Origin of the sequence: Bradyrhizobium sp. C9 (assembly GCF_002532045.1) — a bacterium.
In the GTDB taxonomy this organism is placed as follows: domain Bacteria; phylum Pseudomonadota; class Alphaproteobacteria; order Rhizobiales; family Xanthobacteraceae; genus Bradyrhizobium.
Genome location: NZ_NWTG01000003.1, coordinates 238,385 through 264,503, shown reverse-complemented (window position 1 = coordinate 264,503; position 26,119 = coordinate 238,385). Strand labels below are relative to the sequence as shown.

Annotated in this window: 29 protein-coding genes; 17 read left to right on the top strand and 12 right to left on the bottom strand. The window is 64.6% G+C overall.

The window, feature by feature from the left end; translation table 11 throughout:
- Positions 1-81: 81 nt before the first annotated feature.
- The 5 genes from CO675_RS08880 to CO675_RS08860 all read left to right on the top strand — a co-directional run bounded on the left by CO675_RS08880 (position 82) and on the right by CO675_RS08860 (position 5,164).
- Entirely contained in the window at positions 82-537 is a 456-nt protein-coding gene (locus CO675_RS08880) for a GatB/YqeY domain-containing protein (protein ID WP_097671547.1), read from the top strand.
- A 15-nt stretch (positions 538-552) separates the two neighbouring features.
- Positions 553-1,020, top strand: a complete 468-nt coding sequence (locus tag CO675_RS08875; protein ID WP_097671546.1) for a hypothetical protein — start codon at positions 553-555, stop codon at positions 1,018-1,020.
- Between the two features lie 67 nt (positions 1,021-1,087).
- Positions 1,088-2,608, top strand: a complete 1,521-nt coding sequence (locus CO675_RS08870) for an FAD-dependent oxidoreductase (protein ID WP_097671545.1) — start codon at positions 1,088-1,090, stop codon at positions 2,606-2,608.
- Between the two features lie 56 nt (positions 2,609-2,664).
- The gene (locus CO675_RS08865; RefSeq protein ID WP_097671544.1) at positions 2,665-4,275 is read left to right on the top strand and encodes an acyl-CoA synthetase; all 1,611 of its coding nucleotides are present in this window, start codon (positions 2,665-2,667) and stop codon (positions 4,273-4,275) included.
- An 85-nt stretch (positions 4,276-4,360) separates the two neighbouring features.
- Positions 4,361-5,164 (top strand): DUF2189 domain-containing protein, encoded by an 804-nt coding sequence (locus tag CO675_RS08860; RefSeq protein ID WP_097671815.1) that lies wholly within the window; start codon positions 4,361-4,363, stop codon positions 5,162-5,164.
- A 3-nt stretch (positions 5,165-5,167) separates the two neighbouring features.
- Here CO675_RS08860 and CO675_RS08855 read toward each other — a convergent pair whose 3' ends face one another.
- The 4 genes from CO675_RS08855 to CO675_RS08840 are packed head-to-tail and all read right to left on the bottom strand — an operon-like array spanning position 5,168 to position 6,947.
- Positions 5,168-5,683 (bottom strand): SRPBCC family protein, encoded by a 516-nt coding sequence (locus CO675_RS08855; RefSeq protein WP_097671543.1) that lies wholly within the window; start codon positions 5,681-5,683, stop codon positions 5,168-5,170.
- A gap of 32 nt (positions 5,684-5,715) precedes the next feature.
- On the bottom strand, positions 5,716-6,183 hold the full coding sequence (locus tag CO675_RS08850; protein ID WP_097671542.1) for an SRPBCC family protein: 468 nt from the start codon (positions 6,181-6,183) through the stop codon (positions 5,716-5,718).
- Positions 6,176-6,640: an SRPBCC family protein gene (locus tag CO675_RS08845; RefSeq protein ID WP_097671541.1), complete on the bottom strand. Its 465-nt coding sequence runs from the start codon at positions 6,638-6,640 to the stop codon at positions 6,176-6,178. The genes CO675_RS08850 and CO675_RS08845 overlap by 8 nt, the downstream gene beginning before the upstream one ends.
- A complete protein-coding gene (locus CO675_RS08840; RefSeq protein ID WP_097671540.1) occupies positions 6,633-6,947 on the bottom strand; it encodes an ArsR/SmtB family transcription factor in 315 nt (104 codons plus the stop codon). The genes CO675_RS08845 and CO675_RS08840 overlap by 8 nt, the downstream gene beginning before the upstream one ends.
- 121 nt (positions 6,948-7,068) lie before the next feature.
- On the opposite strand from CO675_RS08840, the gene CO675_RS08835 reads away from it, so the two are divergent.
- The 3 genes from CO675_RS08835 to CO675_RS08825 all read left to right on the top strand — a co-directional run bounded on the left by CO675_RS08835 (position 7,069) and on the right by CO675_RS08825 (position 9,969).
- Positions 7,069-8,511 (top strand): LVIVD repeat-containing protein, encoded by a 1,443-nt coding sequence (locus CO675_RS08835; protein WP_097671539.1) that lies wholly within the window; start codon positions 7,069-7,071, stop codon positions 8,509-8,511.
- 7 nt (positions 8,512-8,518) lie between these two features.
- Positions 8,519-9,052, top strand: a complete 534-nt coding sequence (locus CO675_RS08830) for a hypothetical protein (protein ID WP_097671538.1) — start codon at positions 8,519-8,521, stop codon at positions 9,050-9,052.
- Positions 9,053-9,351: 299 nt separating this feature from the next.
- On the top strand, positions 9,352-9,969 hold the full coding sequence (locus tag CO675_RS08825) for a LysE family translocator (RefSeq protein ID WP_050402699.1): 618 nt from the start codon (positions 9,352-9,354) through the stop codon (positions 9,967-9,969).
- A 26-nt stretch (positions 9,970-9,995) separates the two neighbouring features.
- On the opposite strand, the gene CO675_RS08820 is transcribed toward CO675_RS08825, so the two are convergent.
- From CO675_RS08820 to CO675_RS08810, 3 genes are read right to left on the bottom strand one after another with little or no spacing between them, the layout of a single operon-like run.
- Positions 9,996-10,919, bottom strand: a complete 924-nt coding sequence (locus CO675_RS08820) for an FAD binding domain-containing protein (protein ID WP_097671537.1) — start codon at positions 10,917-10,919, stop codon at positions 9,996-9,998.
- Positions 10,916-13,597, bottom strand: a complete 2,682-nt coding sequence (locus CO675_RS08815) for a molybdopterin-dependent oxidoreductase (RefSeq protein WP_097671536.1) — start codon at positions 13,595-13,597, stop codon at positions 10,916-10,918. Before CO675_RS08815 ends, CO675_RS08820 begins: the two co-directional genes overlap by 4 nt.
- On the bottom strand, positions 13,594-14,268 hold the full coding sequence (locus CO675_RS08810; RefSeq protein WP_097671535.1) for a TetR/AcrR family transcriptional regulator: 675 nt from the start codon (positions 14,266-14,268) through the stop codon (positions 13,594-13,596). Before CO675_RS08810 ends, CO675_RS08815 begins: the two co-directional genes overlap by 4 nt.
- 191 nt (positions 14,269-14,459) lie before the next feature.
- Between CO675_RS08810 and CO675_RS08805 the strand changes: the two genes are divergently transcribed.
- The 4 genes from CO675_RS08805 (at position 14,460) to CO675_RS08795 (ending at position 16,442) form a co-directional block, all read left to right on the top strand.
- On the top strand, positions 14,460-14,693 hold the full coding sequence (locus CO675_RS08805) for a DUF6894 family protein (protein ID WP_097671814.1): 234 nt from the start codon (positions 14,460-14,462) through the stop codon (positions 14,691-14,693).
- 9 nt (positions 14,694-14,702) lie between these two features.
- Positions 14,703-14,879 (top strand): hypothetical protein, encoded by a 177-nt coding sequence (locus CO675_RS40900; RefSeq protein WP_198964544.1) that lies wholly within the window; start codon positions 14,703-14,705, stop codon positions 14,877-14,879.
- Positions 14,880-15,163: 284 nt separating this feature from the next.
- Positions 15,164-16,252: a PepSY-associated TM helix domain-containing protein gene (locus tag CO675_RS08800; RefSeq protein WP_245452705.1), complete on the top strand. Its 1,089-nt coding sequence runs from the start codon at positions 15,164-15,166 to the stop codon at positions 16,250-16,252.
- Between the two features lie 7 nt (positions 16,253-16,259).
- Positions 16,260-16,442: a hypothetical protein gene (locus tag CO675_RS08795; RefSeq protein WP_097671533.1), complete on the top strand. Its 183-nt coding sequence runs from the start codon at positions 16,260-16,262 to the stop codon at positions 16,440-16,442.
- Positions 16,443-16,527: 85 nt separating this feature from the next.
- Here CO675_RS08795 and CO675_RS08790 read toward each other — a convergent pair whose 3' ends face one another.
- Both CO675_RS08790 and CO675_RS08785 read right to left on the bottom strand, forming a co-directional pair.
- Complete coding sequence (locus CO675_RS08790) at positions 16,528-16,908, bottom strand: hypothetical protein (protein WP_097671532.1); 381 nt, start codon at positions 16,906-16,908, stop codon at positions 16,528-16,530.
- A gap of 47 nt (positions 16,909-16,955) precedes the next feature.
- Complete coding sequence (locus CO675_RS08785) at positions 16,956-17,753, bottom strand: N-formylglutamate amidohydrolase (protein ID WP_097671531.1); 798 nt, start codon at positions 17,751-17,753, stop codon at positions 16,956-16,958.
- A 103-nt stretch (positions 17,754-17,856) separates the two neighbouring features.
- On the opposite strand from CO675_RS08785, the gene CO675_RS08780 reads away from it, so the two are divergent.
- From CO675_RS08780 to CO675_RS08770, 3 genes are all read left to right on the top strand, one after another.
- Entirely contained in the window at positions 17,857-18,759 is a 903-nt protein-coding gene (locus tag CO675_RS08780) for a transglutaminase family protein (RefSeq protein ID WP_097671813.1), read from the top strand.
- A gap of 2 nt (positions 18,760-18,761) precedes the next feature.
- Positions 18,762-19,571 carry a transglutaminase-like domain-containing protein gene (locus tag CO675_RS08775; RefSeq protein WP_097671530.1) on the top strand — a complete coding sequence of 270 codons (810 nt, stop codon included), beginning with the start codon at positions 18,762-18,764 and terminating at the stop codon, positions 19,569-19,571.
- A gap of 110 nt (positions 19,572-19,681) precedes the next feature.
- Positions 19,682-20,080, top strand: a complete 399-nt coding sequence (locus CO675_RS08770; RefSeq protein ID WP_097671529.1) for a gamma-glutamylcyclotransferase family protein — start codon at positions 19,682-19,684, stop codon at positions 20,078-20,080.
- On the opposite strand, the gene CO675_RS08765 is transcribed toward CO675_RS08770, so the two are convergent.
- Positions 20,077-20,280 (bottom strand): hypothetical protein, encoded by a 204-nt coding sequence (locus CO675_RS08765; protein ID WP_097671528.1) that lies wholly within the window; start codon positions 20,278-20,280, stop codon positions 20,077-20,079. The two genes, CO675_RS08770 and CO675_RS08765, sit on opposite strands and share 4 nt — an antisense overlap.
- 69 nt (positions 20,281-20,349) lie before the next feature.
- Complete coding sequence (locus CO675_RS08760) at positions 20,350-20,904, bottom strand: chlorite dismutase family protein (protein ID WP_097671527.1); 555 nt, start codon at positions 20,902-20,904, stop codon at positions 20,350-20,352.
- Between the two features lie 209 nt (positions 20,905-21,113).
- Between CO675_RS08760 and dnaG the strand changes: the two genes are divergently transcribed.
- Positions 21,114-23,126 (top strand): DNA primase, encoded by a 2,013-nt coding sequence (gene dnaG / locus CO675_RS08755; RefSeq protein WP_097671526.1) that lies wholly within the window; start codon positions 21,114-21,116, stop codon positions 23,124-23,126.
- Positions 23,127-23,379: 253 nt separating this feature from the next.
- The gene (gene rpoD, locus CO675_RS08750) at positions 23,380-25,512 is read left to right on the top strand and encodes an RNA polymerase sigma factor RpoD (protein ID WP_097671525.1); all 2,133 of its coding nucleotides are present in this window, start codon (positions 23,380-23,382) and stop codon (positions 25,510-25,512) included.
- 345 nt (positions 25,513-25,857) lie between these two features.
- Here the strand turns inward: rpoD and CO675_RS08745 are convergent, their stop codons facing one another.
- A complete protein-coding gene (locus CO675_RS08745) occupies positions 25,858-26,094 on the bottom strand; it encodes a hypothetical protein (protein ID WP_092124162.1) in 237 nt (78 codons plus the stop codon).
- Between the last annotated feature and the right edge of the window lie 25 nt (positions 26,095-26,119).

The following is a 26,119-nucleotide window of genomic DNA, read 5'->3' as shown; positions in this document are numbered from 1 at the left end:
AGGCCAGAACCGGGGCTTAACTGTTGTTCTGGCCGGGCGAAGGGCTTAGATCAGCATCCTGTAGGACGAGAGGACATCAGGATGCTGCGCGACGATATCAATACTGCGGTCAAGGAAGCGATGAAGGCGAAGGACGAGCGCAAGCTTTCCACGCTGCGCATGGTCAATTCGACCATCAAGAACGCCGACATCGACGCGCGCGGGCAGGGCAAGCCGCCACTCTCCGATGCCGAGCTCCTGAGCGTCCTGCAGAAGATGATCAAGCAGCGCCAGGAATCGGTCGAACTCTATGACAAGGGCGGCCGTGCCGAGCTCGCCGCCCAGGAGCGCGAGGAGATCGCCGTGATCTCCGCCTACCTGCCGAAGCAGATGTCCGAGGACGACGTGAAGGCCGCGATCGCGGCCATCATCGCCGAGACCAATGCTGCCGGGATCAAGGACATGGGCAAGGTGATCGGCGCCCTGAAGGCGAAATACGCCGGCCAGATGGATTTCGGCAAGGCCAGCGGCCTGGTGAAGGCCGCGCTCGCGGGATAGTGGCGGAGGCTTCCGATGTTTCGTGTCGCGGCGGACAGTCTGGAAGCTTACCTCGCCTTCGATCCGGGCCGGACCGCGGATCTCGAACAAGTCCATGCGCTGATGCGAAAGGCCGCGCCTTCGCTCAAGCGGCACTTTCATGCGGGCACACCGGCCGGCGAGGCCGGCATGCGCATGAACATGATCGGCTACGGTCAGTTTCGCTACGCGATCAAGTCCGGCAAGACGGCGGTCTGGCCGGTGATCGGGGTGGCGCTGCAGAAGAACTACATCAGCATCTATGTCGCGGTCACCCGTAACGGGAATCCGCTGGTGTCCTGCTACGCCGGTCAACTCGGCGAATTGCGGGCCGGTGGCAACAATTTCAGCTTCGAGGCGTTTGTTGATCTGAAGGCAGCTGCCGTTGCGGCGCTGTTCGCCGAGGCCGCCGATATCTTCAAGGCGGACAAGGAGAACCCGGTCCGCTACATGCAGGGAAGCTGAGATCGGCTTGCCGAGAGCCGGCGCCGGCGCCTTCGGGGCGAAGTTCTGGATAAACTGGAGACAGGCCATGGCCGATCAGCAAGCTCCTTCCGGTCCGGATCTGACACAAGGTGTGGCACTCTCGGACGTCCCGGGCACGATGTTGCTCGGCCATGTCGGCGACGCGGACGTGCTGCTGGTGCGTTCGGGGGCGGATATCTTCGCCATCGACGCGCATTGCAGCCATTACCACGGTCCACTCGCCGAAGGCCTGGTGGAGGGCGAGACCGTCCATTGCCCCTGGCATCACGCCTGCTTTGACATTCGCACCGGTGAAGCGACCGCTGCGCCCGCCTTCAGCGCGCTCGCGGTCTGGAAGGTCGAGCACGACGGCGATCGCATCGTCGTGCGCGAGAAGCGCGAGCAGCCGAAACCCCGCGTCAAGGGATCGGTCGATTCGCCCAGCAGGATCGTGATCGTCGGCGGAGGCGCGGCTGGGTTCGCCGCCGCCGAGATGCTGCGACGGCAGGACTATCGCGGCGGCATCGTCATGCTGAGCGGCGAGACCGCGCCGCCGGTGGATCGGCCGAACCTGTCGAAGGACTTCCTCGCCGGCAGCGCGCCGGAAGACTGGCTGCCGCTGAAGCCGGACAATTTCTATCCCGATACGACGATCGATCTCAGGCTGGGGACCGAGGTCAAGTCGATCGACATCGGCCGTCGCAACGTCGTGCTGGCCGGCGGCGAAACAATTCCATATGACCGGCTGCTGCTGGCGACCGGCGCGGAGCCGATGCGGCTGCCGATCCCGGGCGTGGATCAGCCCCACGTTCACGTGCTGCGCACGCTCGACGATTGCCGCGCGATCATCGCCTCGGCCAGTGGAGCGCGCCGCGCGGTCGTGATCGGCGCAAGCTTCATCGGGCTCGAGGTTGCGGCCTCGTTGCGCGCGAGGGAGATCGAGGTTCACGTGGTCGGGCTGGAACAGCGGCCGCTGGAGCGCGTGCTCGGGCCTGAGATGGGTGATTTTGTCCGCGCGCTGCACGAAGAGCATGGTGTCGTCTTCCACCTCGGCGACACGGTGAGTGCGATCGAGGGCAAGCGCGCGCACCTGAAGAGCGGACCCGTGCTCGATGCCGATTTCGTCGTGCTCGGCGTCGGCGTGAAGCCGCGGCTGGCGCTGGCGGAGGGGGCCGGGCTCGCGATCGATCGCGGCGTGAAAGTGGACGCCTATCTGGAGACCAGTGTCTCCGGCATCTACGCGGCCGGCGACATCGCGCGCTGGCCCGATCCGCACAGCCGCGAGGCGATCCGGGTCGAGCATTGGGTGGTGGCCGAGCGCCAGGGCCAGACCGCCGCGCGGAATATGCTTGGACAGCGCGAGGTATTCGATGCGGTGCCGTTCTTCTGGAGCCAGCATTACGACGTGCCGATCAACTATGTCGGCCACGCTGAGCAGTGGGACGAGATCGCAGTAGACGGCAGCATCGCCGGCAGGGACTGCATGCTTCGCTACAAGCGCGGCGGGCGTGTGCTCGCCGTCGCGTCGATCTATCGCGACCGCGAAAGCCTCGAGGCCGAGTTCGCCATGCAGCGGGCGGCAGCCTGACGGCTTCCCCGCAAGGAGGGGTTTGTGGTCGGGCGGCGATGGTCTAGTCTGCTGCCATGCTTCAGGAAGCCAAAACCTACGACGAACTCTACCGCAACTTCCGCTGGGACGTCCCCGCCCGCTTCAACATGGCTACCGCATGCTGCGACCGCCATGCCGACGGTACCGGTCGGCTCGCGCTGGTCTATGTCGATGAGGATGGCGGCGCCACGCGCACCTCGTTTGATGAAGTCGCCGACGCCTCACGCCGCTTCGCCAATGTCCTGACTGCCGATGGCCTCGTGCGCGGCGACCGCGTCGCGGTGTTCCTGTCGCAATCGCTCGAATTGCCGGTCGCGCATCTTGCCGCGTTCCGCGCGGCGCTGATCTCGATCCCGCTGTTTGCACTGTTCGGCGAGGATGCGCTCGAATTCCGCCTGTCGAACTCGGCGGCGAAAGCCGTCATCACCGATGAGGCCGGCTGGGAGAAGATCGCCAAGATCCGCGATCGCCTGCCCGAGCTGAAGAGCGTCTACATCGTCGGCGAAAAGACGCCAGCCGGTACGAAGTCATTCTGGAGCGCGATCCGATCGGCGTCCCCTGAATTTGCCACTGTGGACACGTCGGCCGACGATCCCGCGTTGATCATCTACACCTCGGGCACCACGGGCAATCCGAAGGGCGCGCTGCATGCGCATCGCGTGGTGCTCGGCCATCTGCCCAATGTCGAGATGTGCCACAACTTCCTGCCCAAGCCCCGCGACTTGATGTGGACGCCGGCCGACTGGGCCTGGATCGGCGGCCTGATCAACGGCCTGTTCGCGTTCTGGTACCACGGCATCCCGATGGTCGGTCACCGCGCCCGCAAATTCGAGCCGCAGGCCGCGATGCAGATGATGGCCGAGCTCGGCATCCGCAACGTGTTCCTGCCGCCGACCGCGCTGAAGCTGATGCGGCAGGCCGATGTGAAGAATTCCGGCGTCAGGCTGCGCAGCATCTTCACCGGCGGCGAGTCGCTCGGCGGCGAATTGCTCGGCTGGGTGCGCGAGACCTTCGGCATCGATGCCCATGAGGTGTTCGGGCAGACCGAATGCAATTTGGTGATCGGCAGCAATTCCAATCTGTTTCCGATCCGGCCGGGCTCGATGGGCCGCGCCACGCCGGGCTTCGACGTCCGCATCGTCAACGACAGAGGCGAGGAGCTGCCGCGTGGCCAGCGCGGCATCATCGGCGTGCGCCAGCCGTGCCCTTGCACCATGCTCAAGTATTGGCGCAATCCGGAGGCGACCGCGAAGAAGTATGCCGGCGAATTCCTGCTGACCGGCGATCTCGGCGTGCAGGATGACGACGGCTATTTCTGGTACGTCAGCCGCGAGGACGACGTCATCACGACTGCCGGCTATCGCGTCGGCCCGTCCGAGATCGAGCATACGCTGATGAAGCATCCGGCGGTCGCGATGTCGGCGGTGGTCGGCATTCCCGATCCGATCCGCACCGAATCGATCAAGGCCTGGATCGTGCTGCGTCCGGGCCATGCGCCGAGCGACGCGCTGGCGCGCGAGATCCAGGAGTTCGTCAAGGTCCAGCTCGCCGCCCACGAATATCCGCGCTTCGTGCAGTTCGCCGACAGCCTGCCGATGACGGCCACTGGCAAGGTGCTGCGGCGCGAGTTGCGGGCGCTGGGGTAGGCCCGCGACACAATATTGATCGGCGTCAATGCGGCTCTCGCCATTGCCTGCATCGATGCAGGATCAATCATTCGCGGCAGGACTGATGTCGGTTTCTGGCAAGTTCGATCCGGTGGTGCGCAAGATTCGCGTGGCTGACATCGCGGAGGCGCTGGGGCAGGGACTGCGCGATTTCCAGGCCGTGCCGCTCTACGGACTGATGTTCGGTGCGATCTACGTGCTCGGTGGCAATGCGATCCTGCTGTGCCTGACCGCGCTCGGCATGGTCTATCTGGCCTATCCGCTCGCGGCGGGGTTTGCGCTGATCGGCCCGTTCGTTGCGGTAGGTCTGTACGAGATCAGCAGGCGCCGCGAAGCGGGCCAGCCGATTTCGCTCGGCGCGATCTGGTCGAAGCTGCGCTCGCGCGGCGAAATCGGCTGGATGGCGTTCGTCACGTTGTTCGTGTTCGTGATCTGGATGTACCAGGTGAGGCTGCTGCTCGCGCTCCTGCTCGGGCTCAACGTTTCCTTTTCCAGCTTTCGCGAATTCCTGACGGTGGTGCTGACCACCAATGAGGGCCTCTTGTTCCTCGCCATCGGCAATGCCGACGGGGCGGCGCTGTCGCTGATTCTGTTCTCGCTGACCGTAATATCGTTCCCGCTGCTGCTGGATCGCGAAGTCGATTTCGTGACTGCTATGATCACGAGCGTGCGTGCCGTCGTGACGAGCCCGCTGCCCATGATCGGATGGGCCGCGGTTATCGTCGTGCTGCTGATCGTCTCGGCGATCCCGTATTTCCTTGGCCTGCTCGTGACAATTCCGGTGCTTGGGCACACGACCTGGCATCTCTACCGTCGCGTCGTGGTCCCGGTCGGTTCCTTTGCGGATCCGATGCTGCGGCGGGAGTGATCTTCACGACGGCATCGGGATTCCCAATTCCTTCAGCGCGGCCATCATGCGCTGTGGCGGCTGCATCGGGATCGCCATGGGCTTGCCCGTCTCCATGAGGCTCTTCAGGCTGGAAAGGATCGCCGGCCAGCCGGTGCGGCCGCCGGACAGGATGTCGTCGCTGATCGGGCGATCATGCGATTGCAGCAAGGTCAGCTTCACGCCGTCGCCGGCCGGCTCGATCTCGTAGGTCACGAGCGTCGGCCCGAGCTTCTCGACGAGCTGCGGCCAGTTGACGTTGAAGGTGATGGTCAGCCGCCTCAAGGGATCGCACTCGATCACCTCGCCGGAGATGTGCAGCGCACCGTCGGGCGTGCGCACGATGTAGGCGCCACCGACCCGAAGATCGACTTCGACCGCGTTGCCGGAGAAATACTGCCGGCTGAACTCAGCATTCGTCAGTGCTTGCCATACCCTCTCCGGCGTGGAAGCGATGTAGATCGCGTAGATGATCGCCGGTTTGAATTTCTCGATATTCATGTCCGCACGTATCCTTCGATAGATTTTCATTGTCACTCGAAGCCGTCGATCGCGAGCGCGGCAGGCGGGATCGTGACCGCCTTGCCGGTCTCGAGCAGGCTCTTGAGCCCGGACAGGATCGCCGGCCAGCCTTTGGAAATGCCGTCGAGCAGCTTGCTGCCGACGCCGAAGCCCTCATGTGTGACGGTCAGCTTCACGACATTGCCGAACGGCTCGAGCGTGAACACAACTTTCGTTGCCGGTTCCTTGCGCATGTCAGGGTCGGCCTCGTGCTTGAACGTGTAGGCGAGGCGCCGCGGCCGGTCGGCCTCGAGGATCTCGCCGGTGTCGGTGGTCTTGCCGCTCATCACCAGCGCGAGCGGCGAGCCGACCTTCCAGTCCGATTTCAGCTCGGTGTCGAACCAGTACTGCCGCGTGAAGCTACTGTTGGTCAGCGCGTCCCACAGTCTGTCCGGCGTGGTCTCGATGTAGGTAACGTAGACGAATTCGGGCTTAGGCATGGTAGGCCTCCCTCGCGCCGCTGGTGAGCAGGTCGGCCGGCAGCTCGCGTCCGGTCTCCAGGAAGCTCTTCAGGCTTGCAATCACCATCGGCCAGCCGCCGGAGATGTCACGCAGCGTCTTCGGACCGAGATTGTCGTGCGTCACGGTCAGCTTGACCACCCCGCCGTGCGGTTCGATGTCGAAGGTCACGCGTGAGACCTGTTCGCGCGCATGACCTTCCTTCACCACGTCCCAGCTGTAGGCGAGCTTGCTCGGCGGATCCGCGATCAGCACTTCGCCCTGCACGGCGCGGCTGCTGTCCTTGGACAAGTGGTAGGGCGAGCCGACCTTCCAGTCCGAGCTGACACGATAGCCGAACCAGAAGCGTTCGGTGAACTCGCTTGATGTCAGCGCGTGCCACAGCTTGTCGGCGGTGGTCTCGATATAGGTGACGTAGACGTAGTCCGGCTTACTCATCACGCTTCTCCAATTGTCTTTTCAGTTCACTGAGCGCGGCGAGCTTGCCGCGCTCGAACTTCTTGATCCACCGCTCGCCGATCTGATGGATCGGAACCGGGTTGAGGTAATGCAGCTTCTCGCGGCCATGCTTGATCGTGGTGACGAGGTTGGCCTCCTCGAGAATCACAAGGTGCTTGGTGACGGCCTGACGCGTCATGTCGAGGCCGTCGCAGAGCTCGCCGAGCGTCTGCCCGTTCTGATCGTGAAGCCGGTCAAGCAGCGTCCGCCGTGAGGCATCCGCGAGGGCTTTGAAGACTTCATCCATGGGTCGGATAATATGCAACCAAATGGTTGCATGTCAAGAGCGTGTGTTTGGGCACCGGTATGGCCGTGCTAGCGTTCCGCACAGCCAACGCAGATTGGCCTGGGAATTCGGGGTGGTGCACATGGGTGGTCGTGCTACGGCAGTTTGCTGCGCGTTCATTTTCGTCCTGCTCGCGAATGCTGCGAGCGCCCAGCAGCAGAAGATCGGCGACCCGCCTGAAGCCTCCAACATGCGGCTGGTTGGAACCAGCGACCTGCAGGCGCGCAGCGCCTATCAGCCGACCATCCATCACCAGGGCGACCGGTGGATCGCCTATATCGGCCATCACGGCGGCACCGACGACATTCCTGATCCCGTCAATCCGATGACCGGTAAGCCTGAACCAAATGGCACCTCGATCGTCGACGTCACCGATCCCGCGCATCCGAAATATCTGCGGCACATTCCAGGCCAGGAAGGCAAATACGAATCCGGCGGCGCGCAGATGGTGCGGATCTGCGACGGCAAGGATCTGCCGAAGGGCGATCGCAACGCGGTCTACATGCTGCGCACTTTCGGCAGCGAGGCACATGAGATCTGGAACGTGGCCGATCCCGCTAATCCCGTGCTGGTCACCCGGATCGGCGGGCTGAAGGACACGCACAAGAATTTCTGGGAATGCGACACCGGCATCGCCTTCCTGGTGTCGGGCGCACCGGACTGGCGCACGCGGCGCATGACGCAAATCTACGATCTCTCCGATCCCGCGCATCCCGTGAAGATCAGGGACTTCGGCCTGCCCGGGCAGGAGCCGGGCGCGACCGGCGCGGTGCCGACCGAATTGCACGGGCCGATCTCGACCGGGCCGAAGGGCAACCGGGTCTATTTCGGCTACGGCACCGACAAGGGCGGCTTCCTGCAGATCGTCGATCGCGACAAGCTTCTGAATGGGCCCAAGGAGCCGACACCGGACAATCTGAAATTCCCGGAGATCGCGCGGATGCCGCTGTCGGCGATGAACGGCGCGCACACGGTGTTTCCGATGCCTGGCATGCCGATCGCGGAATTCGCCCATGACAAGGACGGCAAGAGCCGCGACATTGTGATGATCGTCGACGAGGCGATCCAGAATGAATGCGGCGAGGCGCGGCAGATGGTGTGGTTTGCAGACGTCACCACCGAAGCGCGGCCGATGCTGATCTCGAGCTACACCGTGCCCGAGGCTTGGGGCGCGTTCTGCGAACGCGGCGGCCGGTTCGGCTCGCATTCGTCGAACGAGAGCATGGCGCCGGTCTATTACAAGAGGCTCGCCTTCATCGCCTTCTTCAACGCCGGCGTCCGCGCACTAGATATCCGCGATCCCTATCATCCAAAGGAAGTGGGCTACTTCATTCCCTCGATCACGGCGGCGACCGACAAACGCTGCGTCACGATCGACGGCAAGGACCGTTGCAAGGTCGCGATCCAGACCAACAATGTCGAGACCGACGCGCGCGGCTACATCTACGCGGTCGACCGCGCCAACACCGGCCTGCATATTCTGGAACTGACCGGCGCGGCGCGGGCCGCCGCCGGCCTGCAGTGAGCGGACGATGACGCGCCCGTGGCCGGTCATCGCGGCGATGTTCCTGGCGCTCGCCGGCCTTTCCGCCGTGGCGGGCTACGAGATGGCGCCGCCGCGGCCCGCGCAATGGCGCGAGATCGCCTGGCCGTTCCCGCGTGATGGCTGGCCCGCCGGCCGCGCCTTCCATTGCGGTGTAGCGGAGTGCGGCGCCGACGTAGAGGTCTACCTCAGGCCAAAGCTCGGCTTCTGCAACTGCGACAGCGGCGTCGCTGATGACGACGAGGTCGACCGCGTTTCCGATGTCGACATGATCAGCCCGCGCTTCGTGCCGTTGAAGGCCGGCGATGTCGTCGATATCGCCGAGATGCGCGGACGGATCAGGGCGTATGATCTTGATGGCAAGCGCACCGCGGTCGGCATCGCTGTGTCGCATCGTTGCGATCTGATGGCGGTGGCGGCGCAGGGAAAAGGCGATACTGCGAATGTGCAGCGCGAGGTGCTGGCGTTGCTGGGCTCGCAGCAAATCGTCAAATGGATGACTGCGGCTGTACAAGGGCGTTGAGGAGCCTGTCTCTCGCGCGGGAAAAATGAACGTGCCGCACACACCGCCGTCGTCCTGGCGAAAGCCGGGCCCCATAACCACCGCATTTGACGATGAATGGGATCGTGGCCGCAACATCGCCCGACTATTGTCATTCGGGGTAATGGGTCCTGGCTTTCGCCAGGACGACATCAGAATGGCCGTCAAATGGCAGCGGCGCACTGGATACACCATTCTGCGGGAGCGACCGGGGCGAGCAGGAACTGGTTTCCTCTTCCGGCTTCTACGTGCATAATTCGAACTCAACTCAGAGAGCCCCCATGTCCCTGCAAGCCTATTTCGCCTTCGTCGCCGCCTGCATTGCGCTGGCGCTGTTGCCCGGTCCGATCGTCACGATGGTGATCGCCAACGGGCTGCGCTACGGCACGCGCGCCGCGCTGACCAATGTGCTGGGCGCGCAGGTCGGCCTCGCGATTGTGATCGGCATCGTCGCCGTCGGGCTGACCTCGCTGATGGCGACGATGGGCTACTGGTTCAACTGGGTGCGCTTTGCGGGCGCCGCCTATCTGGTCTGGCTCGGCATCAAGCTGATCCGTTCGCCGGTCGAGGGCGTCGGCACCGACGATCGGCCGCCGCCGCCGCGCGGCGGGTTCTTCCTGCAGGGCTTTCTGGTGCTGCTCTCGAACCCGAAGGTGCTGGTGTTCTTCGGCGCCTTCATTCCGCAGTTCATGGACATGGACAAGCCGCACCTTCCGCAGGTGGCGCTGCTCGGCGTCACCTTCATGGCGACCGCCGTGCTGACCGACGCCGCCTACGCCTTGGCGGCCGGCCGCGCCCGCAAGTTCTTCTCCAAGGAGCGGACGCGGCTGATGTCGCGCATCTCCGGCGGCTTCATGATCGGCGGCGGCATCTGGCTGGCGCTGACGCGGGCGCGCTGAGCCCGGCGCCGGAACGGTCGCCCGCGCTACACCGCGAGCCGCTCGACGAGGTCGCGCACCAGGCCGGTCAAGAGGTCGAGCTTGTATCCGGTCATCGGCAGCGGCTTGGCTCCGGATGTTGCCAGCTCGGCGGCTTGCGCGATGGTCGCCGCGTCGGCCGGCTTTCCCTGCAGTGCCGCCGCGCTTGCCGCAAGACGCAGCGGGACCGGGGCGATGCCGCCGGCGGTGATGTGGACCTCGCGGAATACGCCGCGCTCTATCACGGCCCGCACGCAGATCTCGACCAGCGGCCATTCCGCATGCGTCCGGCTGATCGCGCGCTTGTAGAGCGCGCGCTCGCCGGCCAGCGGGGCAGGGAGCTCGATCCGCTCGATCCGTTCGCCCGCTGCGAGCAGATTGTCGGCCGCCCCGTCGCTGCCGTCGCCGAGCAGGTCGGTGATCGACAATCTGCTGCGCCGGTCGGTGACGATCTTCGCATCATAAGCCAGCAGTGCCATCGCCATGGTCGACGGATGCGGCGCCACGCAGGGGCCGAGATCGAACGCGACGTGATAGAGATGGTTGCCTGCTCGCGCCGGACAGTCGGAGCCGCCCTTCTTGAGACAGGCGATCTGCGGATTGCGGAAATACCAGCAGCGCGAGCGCTGGGCGAGATTGCCGCCGAGCGTTGCCATGTGCCGGATCTGCGGCGTGGCCAGGCCCTGCGCGGCCGCGGCAATGCCGGGATAGGCTTGCGCGAGCCGCGCATCGGATGCGATCGCGGCGATCGCGGTCAGCGCGCCGATCCGCGCCGAGCCATCCTCATTCCAAGCGATCCCGATCGTGTCGGGGCTGGCGGTGAGATCGATGATCGATCCGCACGACAGGCCGCTGCGGCGGCGCTCCGACAGGTCGGTGCCGGCGGCACGGAATTCGGGCGCGGACAGTACTTCTGCGGTTGCGACACTCATGCGGCATCCCTCCCTTTCAGCGCGGCGACGATGCGGTCGGGCCGGATCGGAATCTCGGTGAGGCGGACCCCGATCGCGTCGTGGATCGCGTTCGCGACCGCGGCCGAGGTCGGCACCGTCGAGGCCTCGCCGATGCCGACACTGTTGCCGAGCACATGGTCGAAGCCGGCTTCGTCGAAATGCACATCGATCTCCGGCGTGTCGGCGATCCCCGGGATGCGATAGTCCTCCATCCCCGCGGTCAGCACGTCACCGCTGGTCGGATCGAGCTCGCGCGCTTCGTAGAGCGCGTAGCCGAGGCCCTGGATCACCGCGCCGCAGGCCTGGCTGTGCGCCAGCGCCGGCGCTGCGATCTTGCCGACCGCGATGCCGGTGTGCACGTTGATCACGCGGACATGGCCGAGCCAGGTGTCGACCTCCACCTCGATCACCTGCACCGAGCTCGGTACGCCGGCGCCGACCGCGATGTTCGAGAAGCGGCGCATCATCCAGCCGAACACCATGCCCATCAGGCCGACCTCGCGCAGCGGCGAGCGGATGCCGGGCGCGGTGTTCTTGCCGTCCTCGCCGCGCGTCTCCGTCACCGCGATGTCGGGCGAGCGCGCGATCAGCTCGCGCCAGGGCGCGTTCGAGCCGGGCGCGGGCTTTCGTGTCGCCTGTTCGAGGATCGCGGCCTTCAGCTTCCGCACCGCCTGCAGCGTCGGCGGCATCACCGAGGCGGTGACGCGGCTGCCGCCGGAGCCCGGCCCCTCGGGCAGCGATGAATCGCCGATCCGCACGTCGATGTCGGCAGACTCAAGATCGAACTCGCGCGCGATCGTATCGGCGAGCACGCTGCGGCTGCCGGTGCCGATGTCCTGCGTCGCGGTGCTGGCGACGATGCGGCCGCCCTTGACCGCGACCTCGACCTTCACGTTGGGCTGCCAGAGATAGAGCCAGTAGCCGGTCGCCATGCCGATGCCGCGGCGATAGCGCCCATTCTGCGCAGGCTTGCGGTTGCGCCAGAGTTCGAGCCCGGAGGCCCAGTCATAAAGCCGCTGACGATTGGGATCGGGATCCCATCGCTTGCGCAAGGCGATCGGGTCGACCTTGAGCCGCAGCGCGGCCTCGTCGATCGCCTGCTCCACTGCGAACGCCATCGGCGGACCGCCGGGGCCGCGGAACGCCGCGCCGGGTGGCAGATTGCTGATGACGTCGAAATCCGAAAGATCCTTTGCCTCGGCCGGATAGATCAGCCGCGCCAGGCCCGCAATCGTCGAGTTGGTCGCGGCGCCCGTATCGGCATGCGCGGTGACGGAGAGCGCCTTCAGGCCGCCCTTGTCGGAGGGCAGCAGCGCGACCTTCAGCTCCGCGGCCGGCCGATAGCCGGCGACGGAGAGTTCTTCCTGCCGATCATAGGCAACTCTGACAGGCGCCTTCGCCTCGCGCGCGAGCTCGATGGCGGCGATGGTCTCGGTGCCGAGGCTCGCCTTCGATCCGAAGCCGCCGCCGACGTGCTCGGCGATCACGCGGACCTTGTCATGATCGAGCTTGTAGCGCTTGGCGATCTGCTCCTTCAGGTGGAACACCTGCTGGGTCGAGGCGTGCAGGGTCAGCCGGTCGCCGTCGAAGCGCGCCACCGCGGCGTGCGGCTCGAGACATGCATGCTGCTGCGTCGCGGTGCGGAAGGTGGCCTCGACGAGCAGCTTGTTGTTGGCCTGACGCGCCTCGTCGACCCAGTTGCGGGCCTTCTTGGCGCGGGTCGAGAACACCGCGGTCGGCCCGCGGATGTTCTGCTTCCATGGCGCCGGCCCGCCGGCCGCTTCCGAGACATTGCCGGCCCGCTTGCGGCTGGCCTTGTCGAACACCACAGGCGCGCCATCCTTGCGCCCGGCGTCGAGCCCGACCACCGCGGGCAACCGTTCGCTGCTCAGCTTGATCGCAGCCAGCGCGGCCAGCGCCGTCTTGCGGTCCTTTGCGGCGACCGCCGCGATCGGCTCGCCGACATAGCGCACGATCCGGTCGTCGCCGAGCAGCGACACGGCGGCGACGCCGGCGATCGCGCGCGCTGGAGCGAGATCAAGCGCGGTGATGCGGGCATGCGCCTCGCGCGAGCGCAGGATCAGGCCCTCGAGCTGGCCATCGTGGTTGATGTCGACGGTGTATTTCGCCGCGCCCGTCACCTTGTCGCGCGCCTCGATGCGGGGAGCTGCGACATTGTCGCCGTCGAAGCGGCCGGCGCAGGCATCCGCCACCGCACGGAAGATGCCGTCATAGGCGCCGCAGCGGCAGAGATGGCCCGACAGCGCCGCGCCGATCTCTTCGCGCGAAGGCACCGCCGTCCCCCTGGTTGCGCGCCAGCGGTCGCAGAACGCGGTCGCCTCCACGATGAAGCCCGGCGTACAGAAGCCGCATTGCAGGGCGTCATGCGCCATGAACGCCTTCTGCACCGGATGCAGCCCGGCGGCGCCGATGGCTTCGACCGTCGTCACCGCTTTGCCGGCCGCGGCGTGCGCTGGCATCAGGCAGCTTGCGACCGGCGCGCCATCGACCAGCACCGTGCAGGCGCCGCAGACGCCGGCGCCGCAGACGAGCTTGGTGCCGGTGAGCTTGAGCTGGTCGCGCACGATGTCGATCAAGAGCGCATCGGGATCATCGGGCAGCGATTCAACGCGGCCATTGATGGTCGTCGTGCTCATGGATGTTCTCCTGTCTTGCTGCGTGTCGGCTTTTGCCTGATCGCCGCCTTCTTGATGGGCGGCCTTGCGGATTTCGGCGAAGATTTGGACAAGACGCCGGCGCAGAGCGTCCGCACCATCACGGCCATGTCCCTCAGGAACGCATCGGACGGCTGCATCGCCGGATACTGCGACTTCGATGCGTACACTGACATTTCGACCAGCCGCGCGAATTCGGTCGGCGAGAGGCCCTGCGGCAGCTCAAGCTGCTGCTTGCGAACGATCTTCGAAATCGTCGCGACCATGCGCTCCGCATAGCGCGCGGCGTAGGTCTGGTAGAGGTCGCGCGCGTGCACGAGGTGCTCGGAATACAATTCCTCGAGATGCGGCGAGCCGTCCAGCGACGCTATCATGGTCGACATCCGCGCGGTCATGCCCGCGGCAAGGATGTCGCCGAGATTGCCACCTGCTGTCTCTGCCTCGGCAACGGCAATCTCCTCGGCCGCGATCGCGGACTCATGCACGCGCTCGATCACGGCGCGGAACAGCGCTTCCTTGGATTCGAAATGATGATAGAGCGCCTGCCGCGTCAGGCCGGCCGCTTCGGCGACCTGCTCGATCGAGGAACGGCGAAAGCCGTGCCGGCGGAATACCAGCATGGTCGCATCGAGTATGCGGGTTTTCGGTCCCATTTGACGAATTTGACAAATATAGTAGAATTGTCAAATCGCGATTTGGTGAGGGCGCCGCCGCAGCCTGGCGGCGGTGTCTCGCGCCAGTGTGAGCCGTATCACGGATCGGCGCGCGCTGCCCGCGTAAAGCTTCGTCATGCAAGGGCACCCGATCGCCCGGAGCTTGCGAGGATACGCAGATGGCCCAGGACATGACACAGGTCTACTTCCACTGCTCGAATACGCGCGGCGTGCTGATGGATCGCCGCGGCACCTCGGTGACCAGCCTCGCCGAGGCCTGCGAGGCGGCGACCCGCATGATGCGCTCGCTGGTCGCAACGGTCAGTCTAGAAGATTGGCGCGACTGGGCCGTGCATGTCAGCGACGAGGACGGCGAGGAGATCGTCATCCTGCCATTCGCATTCGTTCTCGGCAAACCGCACTAAGAGCGAGCCATGTCGTCGCTGCTGTCATTGCTACCTCTGCGCCGCGGTCTGAATGCGATCACGACCGGCTGGCAGAATTTGATCGAGCGAATGTGCGATCCCTACCGGCCCGAGCAGCACTACATGCGCGGGCCGGGCCCCAAATGGCGTGCGAAGCATCCTGTCCACGCCGGGTCAGCGGGTTGAGCGCGGCAATCCAGATTTAGAACGATCCTAAAGGATTGCGCTGCAAGCCGGACGCATCGTCGCAGGTCCCGGACGCGCTCGTTGCGAGAGCGCAACACGATCAACGATAAGTCCAACACTGGATGGGTTCTAATCGCTGCGCGACTGCTCGCATCTCTCATCGTGATAGTGACGACGGGAATGGAGACTCCCGAAATTAGGTAGCGAAGTTGACTGCGACGACCAAATCCCTGCGGCGGTGGGGCGCCGTCCACAAATGGACCAGCCTGATCTGCACCCTGTTCATGCTGTTATTGTGCATCACCGGCCTGCCGCTGATCTTCCACGACGAGATCGACGATCTCCTGCACAGTTCGGTCAAGCCGGCCGAGGTGCCCGCAGGCACGCCGCCGGCCAATCTGGATCATCTGCTCACCAACGCGCTCGCGCACGCGCCGGGTAAGGTGCCGCATTTCCTGATCTGGGATCGCGACGAGCCCGGCGCGATCTGGGTCAGCGTCGGCCCGACGATCGACGCCGATCCGACCAACAATCTCCTGATCCGGATGGATACGCATACCGGCGCCTATCTCGATTCCCCCGACGTGACCGGCCGCTTCACCTACATCATGCTGAAGCTGCACACCGACATGTTCGCAGGGCTTCCCGGAAAACTGTTCCTCGGATTGATGGGGATCCTGTTCTGCGTCGCGATCATCTCCGGCATCGTGGTCTACGCGCCGTCGATGCGAAAGCTTCGGTTCGGCGCCTATCGCGCGCAGCGGACCCGCGTCGTGCGCTGGCTCGACGTGCACAATCTCGCCGGTATCCTGCTCGTCGCCTGGACGCTGGTGGTCGGCTTTACCGGCGTCATCAACACCTGGGCCGACCTCGTGCTCAAGATGTGGCAGTTCGGCCAGCTTGCCGAGATGACCGCGCAGTACAAGGACCGGCCGGTGCCGACGAAGCTGACCTCGCTGAACGGCGCGGTTGAAGTGGCCCGGCACGCGGCGCCCGGCATGACGCCGAGCTTCGTCGCGTTCCCGGGAACCCTGTTCAGCAGCAAGAGCCACTACGCGGTGTTCCTGCACGGCGACACGCCGCTGACTTCGCGGCTGCTGAAGCCCGCGCTGATCGATGCGGAAACGGGCACGCTGACCGACAGCCGCGATATGCCCTGGTATGTGTCGACGCTCTACGTCTCGCAGCCGCTGCATTTCGGCGATTACGGCGGCATGCCGCTCAAGATCGTCTGGGCGCTGCTCGACATCCTCACCGTCTTCATCCTGGTCACCGGCGTGTATCTGTGGCTGCGCCGGCGCAAGGCGGGCGTGAGCGTGGAGCGCGCCATCGCCAACGCCGCCTCGATCGACAACCCCGCGCTCACGTCGTGACATCAGCATGGTCGCACATCGTTCATTGACCCGGATCTTCGCCGCCCCGCTCGTGATCGCGATCGTGAGCACGGTGGGATTGATCAGCGCGCTGGTCGGCGACGGCTGGTGGGATGCCGTCTCCTGGGTGGCGCTCGGCCTGCCCGTGTTGCTCTACCTGCTCTTCCTCTGGCGGCGCCGGCCGAATTGATCGGAATATGCGCATCCCTGCGGTGTCTCAACCGCGGAGATGCGGCAGAATTCGGAATGGCAATCGAACAGGCGGTCACGAGCCGTTATTCGGCTGGCAAGATGATATCGCCATTTTCCGCGCTCACATCGAAGAACCCTATTCGATGTTTCGCAGCCAGCTGTCGTACAACGCTGTACGCTTGCTCTGCACACGACCATGTAAATGCGGAATAGATTACATGTCGCCCCACGCAATGATCGGTGACTTTGGGGTCGTCAAAATCGTCAGATCGGAATGGTCCGTTCATCGCGGGGAAAACTTTTATTATGTCTTGGAAATAAGCCTGAAGTGAAGGTGTCGACACGCTTGGATCGTTGTAACTATGGCCCTCAGACCATTTTGTCTGTTGCCCGTACCACTCAAGAAAGCTCTTTCTTTCTTCCGGGGCGACGGATGGCTCGAACACCATCAAGTCATAACTCATAGGAACCTCGCAACGTTGGGGAAGCGCCCTAGCTGCGCCCTGAAATCCTAGATCAGTGCTTCCTTGCGCAGCGTCGCCTCGATCTCGCCGAGGATGCGCGCCAGCCGCTCGGCCCATGCGGTCTCTCCGGCCGGGTCGGAGATCAGGTCCTGGCGGATCTCGATGCCGGAATTCATCAGGCCGCGCTTCTCGCCATGCACGGGGATCGTGTAGTCGGTCTCGTCGCTGACTGCATAGGGCTCGTTGTCGCCGACCACGAGATCGCCCTCGCTGCGCAGATGCTTCAGCAGCAGCGGCGGCAGCATCGTGTCGCGGTGATAGAGCGTGCCGATGTGCCAGGGACGCGCGATGCCGGCATAAACCGGCGTGAAGCTGTGCAGCGACACCAGCACCGTCGGCATGCCCCGATGCGCACGCGCGTCGATGATCGCGTCGATGCGCTGATGATAGGGATCGAAGATCTGCGCGCGGCGCAACTCGGCGGCTTCGCGCGACAGGCCTTCATTGCCGGGAACGGTGGTGGCTTCGCTGATCAACGGAACCGAGCTTGCGACATGCGGCGGACGATTGCAGTCGATCACGAGCCGCGAGTAGCGCTGCGCGATCAGATGTGCGCCGAGCAGGTCGGAGAGCTGAGTTGCAACGCCGGCGATGCCGATGTCCCAGGCGATATGCCGGACGAGCTCGCTTTCAGGCAGGCCGAGGTCGCCGAGCGGCGAGGGAATCAGCCTGCCGTAATGATCGCAGGTGAACAGGAACGGCGAGCTGCCATCGGAATTGTGTTCAAGAACCGGTGAAGCGTCGGTGCTTGCGAGCAGGAACGATGGGCCACCGCCGTAATTCAAGGGCCTTTTCCTCAACTTTGCCTATTCAAGCGGCATGCTGGTCTGGAATCGAGCAGCTTTCTCTATAGATTAAGCGATCCGAAATCACGATGATTGTTTGAAGATGCCGCTCCTGACTATCCATCACAAGACCGTTTATCGCTATGCGCGCCCGGTGGCGTTCGGCGAACACCGCATCATGCTGCGCCCCCGCGACGGCCATGATCTGCGCGTGCTCGACAGCGCACTTGTGATCGACCCGCAGCCGATGTCGCTGCGCTGGATTCACGACGTATTCGGCAACAGCGTCGCGATCGCCACCTTCGACGAGCGCGCCGACACGCTGTCCTTTGTCTCGACGGCGACGGTGGAACACAATGCGGCGGATACGTTCGCGCTGACGCCTGACGACGCCGCCTACTTCTATCCGTTCCTCTACGACGATGAGGAATTCCCCGATCTGCAGCAGTTCATCACGCCGCAATATGGCGATCCGAACGGCGAGCTGTCGGCCTGGGCACGGCGCTTCCTCGACGTCGAGGCGCCGACACTGACCTTCAAGATCCTGAGCGACATGACGCATGGCATTCGCGAGGCATTCAGCTATCGCAAGCGGTACGAGCAGGGTACCCAGCATCCGCTCGATACGCTGCGGACGAAGTCCGGCACCTGCCGCGACTATGCGCTGTTCATGATCGAAGCGCTGCGCCGGCTCGGCATCGCTGCGCGCTTCGTCTCCGGCTATCTCGCGATGCCCCCCGGCAGCGCGCATGGTTATGTCGGCGGCGGCTCGACCCATGCCTGGGTGCAGGTCTATCTGCCGAGCGCGGGCTGGATCGAGTTCGATCCGACCAACGGCATCGTCGGCACGCGCGACCTGATCCGCGTCGCGGTGGCGCGCGATCCGCGTCAGGCGGTGCCGCTGCACGGCGTCTATCTCGGCGCCGCTGATGCGTATCTCGCCATGGATGTCGACATCAAGGTCGTCTCGGTCGGCGAGAGCGCGGCGGAGCGGGAGACGGCCTGACGATGCAGATCAAGGTCGGCTTCGAGATCACCTACACGGCTCCGCAGCCGACCCCGATGGTGATCATGCTGTCGATCCATCCGTCGCGCTTCGCCGACATCGTCGGCACCGAGAGCATCTCGGCCGAGCCGGATGTTCCGATCGGGCTCTATCGCGACGGCTTCGGCAATGTCTGCGGGCGTCTGGTGGCGCCTAGCGGTGGCGTCACCTTCCGCGGCAGCGCGCTGGTGCGGGATTCCGGATTGGCTGACGTCGTCAACCCGGCAGCGCAGCAGGTTCCGATCGAGCAATTGCCTGACGATATGCTGCTCTACCTGATGCCGAGCCGCTATTGCGAGACCGACAAGCTGACCGACATCGCATGGTCGCTGTTCGGCAACACGCCGCAGGGCTGGGCGCGGGTGCAGGCGATCACCGATTTCGTGCACCATCACGTGACGTTCGGCTACGAGCACGCCCATCACATGAAGTCGGCGCACGACGTCTATGAAGGCCGCGCCGGCGTCTGCCGCGACTTCGCGCATCTGGCGCTCACCTTCTGCCGCTGCATGGGCATTCCGGCGCGCTACTGCACCGGCTATCTCGGCGACATCGGCGTGCCGCCGGATGCCGCGCCGATGGATTTCTCCGGCTGGTTCGAGGTCTATCTGTCGGGCCAGTGGTACACTTTCGATGCCCGCCACAATGTGCCGCGGATCGGCCGCATCCTGATGGCGACCGGCCGCGACGCCGCCGACGTCGCGCTCACCACGAGCTTCGGCCGCATGACGCTGACGAAGTTCGTCGTGGTGACCGATGAGGTGGTGGCCTAGCGTCCCCCGGGTTTTTCTGTCATTCCGGGATGGTGCGTCAGCACCAGACCCGGAATCTCGAGATTCCGGGTTCGATACTTCGTATCGCCCCGGAATGACTCGTTAAACACATGATCTCCGACCTTCTCTTCGTCTATGGCACGCTGATGCGCGGCTTCGACCATCCGATGGCGAAGCTGCTCGCGGGCAATGCCGAATTCCTCGGACCCGCGCAGTGCCGCGGCCGGCTTTACCTCGTGAAGCACTATCCGGGCCTCGTCGTGTCGGACGATTCCGCCGACATCGTGCACGGCGAATTGTTCCGCTTGCGCGAGCCTGAGGCCATGCTGCGCGAATTCGACATGTACGAGGCCTGCGGCGAAGGCTTTCCGCCGCCGACCGAATATGTCCGCGAAATGCTCAAGGTCACGCGCGCCGACGGTAGCGTGACCGAGGCGTGGACCTATCTCTACAACTGGCCGGTCACCGAGCTGCCGCGGATCGCGTCAGGGAAGTTTCTGGAGCCCTAGCCATTAGCGCTCGGACGCCGACATGCCTTGTAGACAAGATGGCATATCGAAAAAAAGATGAAGAGCGGAATGCCCCAGAATACGACCAGTAGGCTTCCGATCACTTCGAAGGAGTTCCAGTCTTTGAGGCCACCAAAACAGATTGTGAGCACAACGATCGAGATGGCCGCCATGATTGCGATGCGCACGAACGCTCTCATCAGACCAACTCCGCCGGTTGCCGAGGTGCCACGGATCGCGCCAGGAAAATTCCTCGAGCACTGACCGCTTCAGATTTCCCGTTCGACGCGAATGTCGACCTCACGCTCGACATAGCTCCATTCCTCGGTCGCGCGCAGCATGCCGACCAGCTCGTCGAACAGGGCGACGTGCTCAGGGGCGAATTCGAACCAGGTCAGGAAGTCGAAGGGCATGCCGAGGTCGCGGGCGTGAAACAGCTGGCGGGCGATGGCGGGGAGGAATTTCAAGGTGCCGGCGATATGGTGCGACTTGTCCTCGAAGATCTCGCGGCGCTCCGGCTGCGTCAGCTCCCACCACGCTACGGATTTCCTGATCGGGATCAGCGCCGCATGCGTCGCCTCGCTGCGGCCGAGCCCGGCCTGCACGGCGGCAAGCTTCTCGCGCTCGTCCTTGTCGGTGTAGCGCAGATGGCTGGCGACGCCGGCGAGCCGCCAGGAGGTCTGCGCCGGCAGCAGCGGCAGCGCGATCGCCTCGCTCGCAACGATCGACAGCGCCGCGACCTTCGGCAGCGTCTCGCCCTTCACCCGCGTGATGGACGTGACCTGCCAGCCGCCGCTCTGTCCGCCTCTGAATGTCGTGAACATGGCGCTATCCAATCCCGGAAGCGGGGAGGGGGCAAGCTCGCCGTGCAGGCTCTCCACCGTGGATTCGGGGGTAGCCCGCTCGACGAGCCGTGACGGACCAGGCCTGTGAATAGCCCGGAAAAGCCCCACATTGTTCGGCATGCCCTGGCGTGCCGCTATATGGCTAACCGGTTGTCCGCGATTCGTCGCCCGAGCCCTGAATCACCCTGATGCGTTTCACGCCCGAATTCCTCGATGAGCTGCGCGCCCGACTTCCGGTCTCGGAAGTCGTGGGCAGGCGCGTCAAGCTCAAGAAGGCCGGGCGGGAGTGGAAGGGCCTGTCGCCGTTCCAGCAGGAGAAGACGCCCTCGTTCTTCGTCAACGACCAGAAGCAGGCCTGGTTCGACTTCTCGTCCGGGCTGAACGGCAACATCTTCGACTTCCTGATGAAGACCGAGGGCGTGACTTTCCCCGAGGCGGTGGAACGTCTGGCCGCGATGGCGGGTGTCGCGCTGCCGGCCGTGACGCCCGATGCCGCGCGCCACGAGCAGCATCGCCGCACCCTGCACGACGTGATGGAACTGGCGACGAAGTTCTTCGCCGACACGCTGGCCTCGCGGGGCGGCGCCAAGGCACGCGGCTATCTCGCCGACCGCAGCATCTCGCCGGCGACCCAGCTCCAGTTCCGCATGGGCTATGCGCCGCCGGATCGTTTTGCGCTGAAGGAGCATCTCGGCGCGCAAGGCGTCTCGACCGAGGATATGGTGGAGGCCGGGCTGCTGGTGTCCGGCGAGGACAAGCCGGTGCCGTTCGATCGCTTCCGCGACCGCGTCATGTTCCCGATCACGGATGTCCGCGGCCGCGTCATTGCGTTCGGCGGCCGCGCGCTGGAGAAGGACGTTCCGGCCAAGTACCTGAACTCGCCGGAAACCCCGCTGTTTCACAAGGGCGACAATCTCTACAATCTGTTCACCGCGCGCCAGGCCGCGCATGACGGCGCGCAGCTGATCGTCGTCGAGGGTTATGTCGACGTCATCGCGATGGTCACCTCGGGCTTTCCCGGCGCCGTCGCGCCGCTCGGCACCGCGCTGACCGAGAACCAGCTGGCGATGCTCTGGAAGATGGTGGACGAGCCGGTCCTCTGCTTCGATGGCGACCGCGCCGGCAAGAAGGCCGCCTATCGCGCCGCCGACCTTGCCTTGCCCCAGCTCAAGCCGGGAAAGAGCCTGCGTATCGCGCTGCTGCCGGAAGGGCAGGACCCCGACGATCTCGCACGCTCCGGCGGCCGCGGCGCGATCGAGGATGTGATCGGCGCCGCGCGGCCGCTCGCCGAAATGATCTGGTCGCGCGAGATCGAAGGCGGCAATTTCGACACCCCCGAGCGCCGCGCGGCGCTGGAGGCGCGGATCGGCGAGCTCACCAATGGCATCCGCGACGAGGTGGTGCGGCGCTATTACCGGCAGGATTTGCAGGAGCGGCTGCAACGCAATTTTGCCCCGGACGGGGGACGCGGCGGTTACGGCCGCGGCGGCTACGGCAACCGCGGCAATTTCGGCGGCGGACGCGGCGGCGAATCACCCCGCCAGTTTGCCCCGCGCGGCCCGGGCCAGGGCGGCCGGTTCGGCGTCAAGGGCGGCGCCACCCCCGGGTTTTCACGGGGCCCCTATCAGGCCGCGAGCCAGCAACTGGCCAACAGCCCGATCATGCGCGGCCAGCGCAGCGCGATCTCGAGCCGAGAGGCGCTGATCCTGCAATCTCTGATCAATCACCCCTGGCTGCTGCACGACCATCTCGAGGAGGTGGCGGCCCTGGAGCTCGCCCATCCCGAGGCCCACAAGCTGCGGGCTGCCATCATTGCGGCCTTTGCCCACGACCATCACCACTCTCCTGATGTCGAGGAGCAGGCCGAGAAGATGCGCGCCGATCTCGAATCAAGCGGATTATCACAGATACTTCAAAGGGTTGAGCGGGCGATCACAACCCAGGCGGTGTGGGGGGCGCAGATCGGCGCGGCGCGCGAGGATGTTTTATCGACCTGGCGTCAACTCGTTGCCTTGCATCAGAAAACCCACGCCTTACTTAGGGAAAGAAAAGATGCGGAAGCCGCCTTGGCTGAAGACTCCAGCGAGGCCAATCTGGCATGGTTGCAGGATATCCAGGCCCGGATGGCAGAAGCCGACGGGACCGAAGCCCTGATTGAAGGGTTCGGCGAATTATCGGGCCGGTTCCAGCGTAACGTCTGATAATAAAAATGCTGCGGACGGCGCTGGCCGAACCCGCAAAAAGACTCGCCAAATCCATGGTTTGGCTGCAAAAACAGGGTTAAGCGAAACTTAATAGCCTCGCGGCTATTTCAAGATGGAAACCGTCGAGACGGATCAGAGGGGTGGCGAGATTTTGCGCCGCCCTTTGTGCGTCGAGAGAGTAAATCTAGATTTTGTGCGGATGCGCGTGCGTGGCGCCATTCTGCATGACCGCGTTTCGGGAGCTTAGTGAATGGCCACCAAGGCAAAGACGCTGCAGGTTAAGGACAAGGAAAAAGACGACAAGGCAGCGGATACTCCTGAGAAGGATGCCGCTGACGCGCCGTCGCCGTTGCTCGACCTGTCGGATGCCGCGGTGAAGAAGATGATCAAGCAGGCCAAGAAGCGCGGCTTCGTGACCTTCGATCAGCTCAACGAAGTGCTGCCCTCCGACACGACCTCGCCCGAACAGATCGAAGACATCATGTCGATGCTGTCCGACATGGGCATCAACGTTACCGAGGCGGATGACAGCGAAGGCGAGGACGAGAAGGACGACGGCGACGACGAGACCGATAACGAGCTCGTCGAGGTCACGCAGAAGGCCGTCACCGAGGTCAAGAAGTCGGAGCCCGGCGAGCGCACCGACGATCCCGTGCGCATGTATCTGCGCGAGATGGGCACGGTGGAATTGCTCTCCCGCGAGGGCGAAATCGCCATTGCAAAACGCATCGAGGCCGGCCGCGAGGCGATGATCGCGGGCCTCTGCGAAAGCCCGCTGACCTTCCAGGCCATCATCATCTGGCGCGACGAGCTCAACGAAGGAAAGATCTTCCTCCGCGACATCATCGATCTCGAAGCCACCTATGCGGGCCCCGAGTCGAAGGGCGGCATCAATCCGAACCTGATCGGCAACAACGGCGCCGAGGGCGCCGCCGCTGAAGGCAATGGCGGCGACGTGCAGGCCGGCGCGCCGGCCCATGTTGCGCCGCCCGCAGCGCCGCCGTCGCCGACCCCGTTCCGCGCCGCGCCCGCCGGTGGCGAAGCCGGCGTTGAGGAGAAGGATCCGGGCGAAGCTGCCGCCGAGTCCGACATGGACGACGACGAGTTCGAGAACCAGATGTCGCTCGCCGCCATCGAGGCCGAGCTGAAGCCGAAGGTGGTCGAGACCTTCGACAAGATCGCATCCGAGTACAAGAAGCTGCGCCGCCTGCAGGAGCAGGACATTGCCAACCAGCTGCAGAGCGAGTCGCTGTCGCCCTCGCAGGAGCGCAAGTACAAGAAGCTGAAGGACGAGATCATCGTCGAGGTGAAGTCGCTGCGCCTCAACCAGGCCCGCATCGATTCACTGGTCGAGCAGCTCTACGACATCAACAAGAAGCTGGTCTCGTTCGAGGGCCGCCTGCTGCGCCTCGGCGACAGCCACGGCGTCGCGCGCGAGGATTTCCTGCGCAACTACCAGGGCTCGGAGCTCGATCCGCGCTGGCTCAACCGCGTCTCCAAGCTGTCGGCCAAGGGCTGGAAGAACTTCGTCCATCACGAGAAGGACCGCATCAAGGACCTGCGCCACGAGATCCAGTCGCTGGCGGCGCTGACCGGGCTCGAGATCGGCGAATTCCGCAAGATCGTGCACGGCGTGCAGAAGGGCGAGCGCGAGGCCCGTCAGGCCAAGAAGGAGATGGTGGAAGCCAACCTCCGCCTCGTGATCTCGATCGCCAAGAAATACACCAACCGCGGCCTGCAATTCCTCGACCTGATCCAGGAAGGCAATATCGGCCTGATGAAGGCGGTCGATAAGTTCGAATATCGCCGCGGCTACAAGTTCTCGACCTACGCCACCTGGTGGATCCGGCAGGCGATCACCCGTTCGATCGCCGACCAGGCCCGCACCATCCGCATCCCCGTGCACATGATCGAGACGATCAACAAGATCGTCCGCACCTCGCGCCAGATGCTGAACGAGATCGGCCGCGAGCCGACCCCGGAAGAGCTTGCCGAGAAGCTCGGCATGCCCCTGGAGAAGGTCCGCAAGGTCCTCAAGATCGCCAAGGAGCCGTTGTCGCTCGAAACCCCGGTCGGTGACGAAGAGGATTCGCATCTCGGCGATTTCATCGAGGACAAGAACGCGATCCTGCCGATCGACGCCGCGATCCAGTCGAACCTGCGCGAAACCACGACGCGCGTGCTGGCCTCGCTCACCCCGCGCGAGGAGCGCGTGCTGCGCATGCGCTTCGGCATCGGCATGAACACCGACCACACGCTGGAAGAAGTCGGCCAGCAGTTCTCGGTCACCCGCGAACGCATCCGCCAGATCGAAGCCAAGGCGCTGCGCAAGCTGAAGCACCCGTCACGGTCGCGCAAGCTGCGGAGCTTCCTGGATAACTGATGCTGTCATTGCCGGGCTTGACCCGGCAATCCATCGAAACAAAAGCGGCGGGCAAAGGCCCGCCGTTTTTTTGTTGGTTAGTGCATAACTCGCCCGTCAACGCCCGTGGCTACCCCTCTCTCCAACCCTCCCCCACAAGGGGGGAGGGAGCCTGACGAGCGTGCTCGCCTGACGTTGATCCACCAATCTTGCCATCGCGTCACAACGGCACATCGCGCGCCGTATGACAGTGACAATGTGAGTGAAGCACAGGCGGAAGGGCTCCCTCCCCCCTTGTGGGGGAGGGTTGGGGAGAGGGGTGCCGCTTGCTCCGATGTCGATGGGGCGCGAAGACTTCGCGCGCCGCTACTTCTTCTTCGCGCCGACGCGCTCGATGGTCTTGATTTCGAGCGGCGGGCGGCCGCCCTTTTCGGCGATCTCGCGGTCCTGCTCGCGCAGGAAGGCGCGCGCGGGCTCGTCGCCGTCCAGCCCGCCCAGCAGCTCCGAGGGCACGCGGCGGTTGGAGCGCTGCGAGCCGTCTTCATAGAAGACGTTGAAGAAGGCGAATTCGCCTTTGGGATTGGTCCCGGGTTTTTTCGGCATGGGCGGCTTGTCTCCGATCAGGCCG

Bases quoted from the DNA above. Each gene is read 5' to 3' on its own strand.
- CO675_RS08875 (WP_097671546.1), top strand. From the start codon at position 553: ATGTTTCGTGTCGCGGCGGACAGTCTGGAAGCTTACCTCGCCTTCGAT.
- CO675_RS08745 (WP_092124162.1), bottom strand. From the start codon at position 26,094: ATGCCGAAAAAACCCGGGACCAATCCCAAAGGCGAATTCGCCTTCTTC.
- CO675_RS08850 (WP_097671542.1), bottom strand. From the start codon at position 6,183: ATGCCTAAGCCCGAATTCGTCTACGTTACCTACATCGAGACCACGCCG.
- CO675_RS08855 (WP_097671543.1), bottom strand. From the start codon at position 5,683: ATGAATATCGAGAAATTCAAACCGGCGATCATCTACGCGATCTACATC.
- CO675_RS08870 (WP_097671545.1), top strand. From the start codon at position 1,088: ATGGCCGATCAGCAAGCTCCTTCCGGTCCGGATCTGACACAAGGTGTG.
- CO675_RS08865 (WP_097671544.1), top strand. From the start codon at position 2,665: ATGCTTCAGGAAGCCAAAACCTACGACGAACTCTACCGCAACTTCCGC.
- CO675_RS08790 (WP_097671532.1), bottom strand. From the start codon at position 16,908: ATGAGTTATGACTTGATGGTGTTCGAGCCATCCGTCGCCCCGGAAGAA.
- dnaG (WP_097671526.1), top strand. From the start codon at position 21,114: ATGCGTTTCACGCCCGAATTCCTCGATGAGCTGCGCGCCCGACTTCCG.
- CO675_RS08880 (WP_097671547.1), top strand. From the start codon at position 82: ATGCTGCGCGACGATATCAATACTGCGGTCAAGGAAGCGATGAAGGCG.
- CO675_RS08795 (WP_097671533.1), top strand. From the start codon at position 16,260: ATGGTCGCACATCGTTCATTGACCCGGATCTTCGCCGCCCCGCTCGTG.
- CO675_RS08765 (WP_097671528.1), bottom strand. From the start codon at position 20,280: ATGAGAGCGTTCGTGCGCATCGCAATCATGGCGGCCATCTCGATCGTT.
- CO675_RS08775 (WP_097671530.1), top strand. From the start codon at position 18,762: ATGCAGATCAAGGTCGGCTTCGAGATCACCTACACGGCTCCGCAGCCG.
- rpoD (WP_097671525.1), top strand. From the start codon at position 23,380: ATGGCCACCAAGGCAAAGACGCTGCAGGTTAAGGACAAGGAAAAAGAC.
- CO675_RS08820 (WP_097671537.1), bottom strand. From the start codon at position 10,919: ATGAGTGTCGCAACCGCAGAAGTACTGTCCGCGCCCGAATTCCGTGCC.
- CO675_RS08830 (WP_097671538.1), top strand. From the start codon at position 8,519: ATGACGCGCCCGTGGCCGGTCATCGCGGCGATGTTCCTGGCGCTCGCC.
- CO675_RS08825 (WP_050402699.1), top strand. From the start codon at position 9,352: ATGTCCCTGCAAGCCTATTTCGCCTTCGTCGCCGCCTGCATTGCGCTG.
- CO675_RS08800 (WP_245452705.1), top strand. From the start codon at position 15,164: ATGCTGTTATTGTGCATCACCGGCCTGCCGCTGATCTTCCACGACGAG.
- CO675_RS08760 (WP_097671527.1), bottom strand. From the start codon at position 20,904: ATGTTCACGACATTCAGAGGCGGACAGAGCGGCGGCTGGCAGGTCACG.
- CO675_RS08780 (WP_097671813.1), top strand. From the start codon at position 17,857: ATGCCGCTCCTGACTATCCATCACAAGACCGTTTATCGCTATGCGCGC.
- CO675_RS08840 (WP_097671540.1), bottom strand. From the start codon at position 6,947: ATGGATGAAGTCTTCAAAGCCCTCGCGGATGCCTCACGGCGGACGCTG.
- CO675_RS08810 (WP_097671535.1), bottom strand. From the start codon at position 14,268: ATGGGACCGAAAACCCGCATACTCGATGCGACCATGCTGGTATTCCGC.
- CO675_RS08845 (WP_097671541.1), bottom strand. From the start codon at position 6,640: ATGAGTAAGCCGGACTACGTCTACGTCACCTATATCGAGACCACCGCC.
- CO675_RS08860 (WP_097671815.1), top strand. From the start codon at position 4,361: ATGTCGGTTTCTGGCAAGTTCGATCCGGTGGTGCGCAAGATTCGCGTG.
- CO675_RS08835 (WP_097671539.1), top strand. From the start codon at position 7,069: ATGGGTGGTCGTGCTACGGCAGTTTGCTGCGCGTTCATTTTCGTCCTG.
- CO675_RS08805 (WP_097671814.1), top strand. From the start codon at position 14,460: ATGACACAGGTCTACTTCCACTGCTCGAATACGCGCGGCGTGCTGATG.
- CO675_RS08770 (WP_097671529.1), top strand. From the start codon at position 19,682: ATGATCTCCGACCTTCTCTTCGTCTATGGCACGCTGATGCGCGGCTTC.
- CO675_RS08815 (WP_097671536.1), bottom strand. From the start codon at position 13,597: ATGAGCACGACGACCATCAATGGCCGCGTTGAATCGCTGCCCGATGAT.
- CO675_RS40900 (WP_198964544.1), top strand. From the start codon at position 14,703: ATGTCGTCGCTGCTGTCATTGCTACCTCTGCGCCGCGGTCTGAATGCG.